We start from the raw sequence: 3,745 nt of genomic DNA, 5'->3' as shown, positions 1-3,745 counted from the left end.
GTGCAGGCAAGTCGGCGCTGCTGTCCGAGACCGCGCTGCGCTTTTCCGCCGCCTCCGACTGGCGCGAGAACTCCGCTACGATCGACGGCTATGGCCTTTTTCGTGAGACCGTCTCGGGTTACCCGGTTCACGACGAGCAAGGCCGCATCGAAGGCCAGCTCAATGTCGATCTCGACAATGAATTGCGCGCCATCGCCAAGCTCGGCTACGAGGCCGTGCCGGAATCGGCATCATCGCCTGATGCCATTGCCGGCGTCAGCAAGCAGCCGCTGCGGCAGACCATCGATGGCAGCCTGGCCGTCGAAAAGCATCTCGGCAAGATGCAGTACACGTTGACCGGCGCGGTCTCGCACGACTTCTACGGCGACGCCAAGCTCTCGGACGGCACCTCGCTATCGCAGAAGGATCAGGACTCGACGCTCTACACGGCGACGTTGCGCACCGGCTACGAGATCTCCCCTGCCCTGACCCCCTTCACCGAAATCGAGGTCGGCCGCCGGACCTATGATCAACGCATCGACAATGAAGGCTTCGAGCGCTCGTCGACGCGACTCGGCGCCCGCGCCGGCCTTGCACTCGACATGGGTGAGAAGCTGTCGGGCGAATTCTCGGCCGGCTGGCTCAGGGAAGCGATCGACGACAAAAACCTTGATGCGATATCGGGTGCCACCGTCAACGCCGACCTCAAATGGTCACCCGAGCGCGGCACCATAATCGGCCTGACCGGGCGGACCACCGTCGAGCCCACGACCACATCGGGCGAGAGCGGCGACATCCTCTATTCCGGTCGCCTGACCGGCGAACGCCAGATTCGCGCCAACCTCACCGCCAACGCGGCTCTGGGTCTCGACTGGCGTGATTACATCGGCATCGACGGCCATGACAGGGTGTTGAGCGCCGAGGCCGGCCTGACCTGGTGGCTGAACCGCTACGCCGGCCTGACCACAAGAGTGAGGACCGAGAAACTGACCAGCAACCTGCCGGGCCGGGACTACACCGCCAACAGCATCTTCCTCGGCGTCAAGGTGCAGCGCTGAACGGCCGCACCAACGACATCCGGCCGCTCGCTAGGATGTTTTAAAACGCAGCGCCACGGCGCTCTAACGGCTTCAGCTCGTCGAGAAGCGTGCGGATGACGCCCGCCATGTTCTCGTTCATGTCGCTGCGCCACAGCGCGAAGGCAACATTGGCCTCGACAAAACCCTCCGGCGATCCGCAGTCGAACGTGCGGCCTCGATAGTGGTAGCCGTAGAAAGGCTGCTGCTTTTCCAGCTTCAGCATGGCGTCGGTGAGCTGGATCTCGTTGCCGGCGCCTTTTTCCTGACCTTCTAGGATCTTGAAGATCTCCGGCTGCAGGATGTAGCGGCCGTTGATGTAGAGGTTGGACGGCGCGGTGCCGGCCTTCGGCTTTTCCACCATCTCGGTGATACGGAAGCCGTGATGCGTGTCCTCGCCGCGGCCGACGATGCCGTATTTGTGGGTTTCGGCGGGATCGCATTCCTGCACCGCGATGATGTTGTTGCCCGTCTCCTCGTAGAGCTCGACCATTGCCTTCGTGCAGCTCTTCTCCGACTGCATGATCATGTCAGGCAACAAAAGCGCGAAGGGTTCGTCGCCGACGAGCTCGCGGGCGCACCAGACGGCGTGGCCAAGTCCCATCGGCACCTGCTGGCGTGTGAAACTGGTCTGCCCCGGCGCCGGCTGCAGCCGCTGCAGGCGGGCGAGCTGGTCGTCCTTGCCGCGCTGGGCCAGCGTGTCATAGAGTTCGAACTGGATGTCGAAATGGTCCTCGATGACGGCCTTGTTGCGACCGGTGACGAAGATGAAATGCTCGATGCCGGCCTCGCGCGCCTCATCCACCACATACTGGATCACCGGCCGGTCGACGACGGTCAGCATTTCCTTGGGGACAGCCTTGGTGGCCGGAAGAAACCGTGTGCCGAGACCGGCGACCGGGAAGACTGCCTTGCGAACTCTCTTCATGCTTTCAATTATCCGTTTGAGGGCCAGCTCCGCAATCCCCGTTTCAAGACATTTTCACGCCGGAATTGGGGATTACTGGGAAACTGAGGGGAACGTCCACCGGTAAAGCTTCGAAGCGTCTTTTCGTTCCCGGTGGCACCTATGGTAAACTAATTCCTAACCTGGTTCGGCGATGAATGGTCTTTCCTGAGACAGAGAAGGAGGAAAAGATGTCCGTTCGCAATGCCGCAAAAATTTTTACCAGCGTCATGGCGGCAGCCAGCCTATCGCTCGCTCTGCTGATGCCTGGCCCCGCTTTCGCCGATGCCGGTTTCCGGCAATGGGTCGCCGGCTTCCGCGCCACCGCCGTGCAGAGCGGCGTTTCCGGCGCCCTCTACGACCAGGCCTTCAGGAACATCAGGGATATCGATCCCGTGGTGCTGGAAAAGGCGCGCACGCAGCCTGAATTCACGGCCCCTGCCTGGGACTATTTCGACAACCGCGTCCATGATCAGTCCGTCGCCGTCGGCCAGCAGATGGCCAGGAAATGGAAGCCGTGGCTGGATCGGATCGAGGCCAGGTTCGGCGTCGACCGTTACATCCTGCTGGCCATCTGGTCGATGGAATCGAATTATGGCGAGATCCTCAAGCGCGACGACATCATGCGCAACGTCGTGCGCTCGCTGGCGACCTTGGCCTACGCCGATCCGAAGCGGGCGAAATTCGCCCGCACACAGCTGATCGCCGCGCTGAAGATCCTGCAGACCGGCGACATCGACGAAAGCCATCTGAGCGGATCCTGGGCCGGCGCCATGGGCCACACCCAGTTCATCCCGACCAGCTATCTGCACTATGCCGTGGACATGGACGGCAATGGCAAGCGAGACATCTGGAATTCGATCCCCGATGCGCTGGCGACATCAGCCAATTTGTTGAAGAAGAATGGCTGGCAAGCCGGCAAGACCTGGGGCTATGAGGTCGCCTTGCCAGCCGGAAAACTTCCCGGCGGTTCCAAGACACTGTCGCAGTGGCAGGCGCTCGGCGTCGTCAGGGCCAACGGCAAGCCGTTCAAGAACGGCTCCGACAAGGCGACGCTGAAGGTGCCGGACGGCCGCAGCGGGCCAGCCTTCCTGATGATCAAGAATTTCACGGTCATCAAGGCCTACAACAACGCCGACAAATATGCGCTGGCCGTCGGCCTTCTTGCCGACGAAATCGCCGGCTCGAGCGGTCTGGTGCAGGACTGGAAGCGGCCTTTCACCAAGCTTACTTTCGAGGAAAGACAGGAGCTGCAGAAGCGGCTTTCCCAGCATGGCCTTTACGACGGCAAGTTCGACGGCAAGATCGGCGACGGCTCGAAGACTGCCATCATGGCCTTCCAGGCCAAGGCCGGCTTGACCCAGGACGGCTATCCGAGCATGGAAGTGCTGAAGTGGCTCCGGCAGAAATAGAGCCGCCTGCGGTGCCGCGCGGCCTTCCAGGCGCGCAAAGGACACTGTAGCAATCTGGTTGGCGCGGCATTTGCCGAGAAACCGATGCGGTTTTTCGGCAGGACTGCGCCAAGGGACGGAGGAAACGATTGGCTTCGGCTGCGCGCATCGCAGGGCTTGTTCGTCGCATGCCGGTGCTCGTCCTGGCCGTGGTCGTGCTTGCCGTCGGCGTTGCTGGCGCCTTTCATGCGCCGGCCATGGCGCAGGAGCAGCAAAACCGCGGCTGGTCGTTGCGCGACCTTTTGTTTCCGCGCCGCAGCGAGCGCATTGAGCCGCCGCTGGATATCCAGAAG

General features: G+C 62.1%; 3 protein-coding genes and 1 pseudogene. 3 read left to right on the top strand and 1 reads right to left on the bottom strand.

Annotation, left to right across the window (positions count from 1 at the left end; genetic code table 11):
* The coding region (locus EN925_RS27395) for an outer membrane beta-barrel protein (RefSeq protein ID WP_164894421.1) at positions 1-1,037 on the top strand (1,037 nt) is incomplete at its 5' end.
* Positions 1,038-1,077: 40 nt separating this feature from the next.
* Here the strand turns inward: EN925_RS27395 and galU are convergent.
* Positions 1,078-1,983: a UTP--glucose-1-phosphate uridylyltransferase GalU gene (galU, locus tag EN925_RS27390; RefSeq protein ID WP_127370531.1), complete on the bottom strand. Its 906-nt coding sequence runs from the start codon at positions 1,981-1,983 to the stop codon at positions 1,078-1,080.
* A gap of 209 nt (positions 1,984-2,192) precedes the next feature.
* On the opposite strand from galU, the gene EN925_RS27385 reads away from it, so the two are divergent.
* Positions 2,193-3,413, top strand: a complete 1,221-nt coding sequence (locus EN925_RS27385; protein WP_027161398.1) for a lytic murein transglycosylase — start codon at positions 2,193-2,195, stop codon at positions 3,411-3,413.
* Between the two features lie 128 nt (positions 3,414-3,541).
* Positions 3,542-3,745 (top strand): annotated as a pseudogene (locus tag EN925_RS27380) (DUF459 domain-containing protein); the annotation flags it as partial.

The sequence above is a fragment of the Mesorhizobium sp. M7A.F.Ca.US.006.04.2.1 genome (genome assembly GCF_004022915.1).
Taxonomy (GTDB): Bacteria; Pseudomonadota; Alphaproteobacteria; order Rhizobiales; family Rhizobiaceae; genus Mesorhizobium; species Mesorhizobium ciceri.
This window is presented reverse-complemented; position numbering and strand designations above follow the sequence as displayed.

Coding starts and splice junctions, on each gene's coding strand:
- galU (WP_127370531.1), bottom strand. CDS start 1,983: ATGAAGAGAGTTCGCAAGGCAGTCTTCCCGGTCGCCGGTCTCGGCACA.
- EN925_RS27385 (WP_027161398.1), top strand. CDS start 2,193: ATGTCCGTTCGCAATGCCGCAAAAATTTTTACCAGCGTCATGGCGGCA.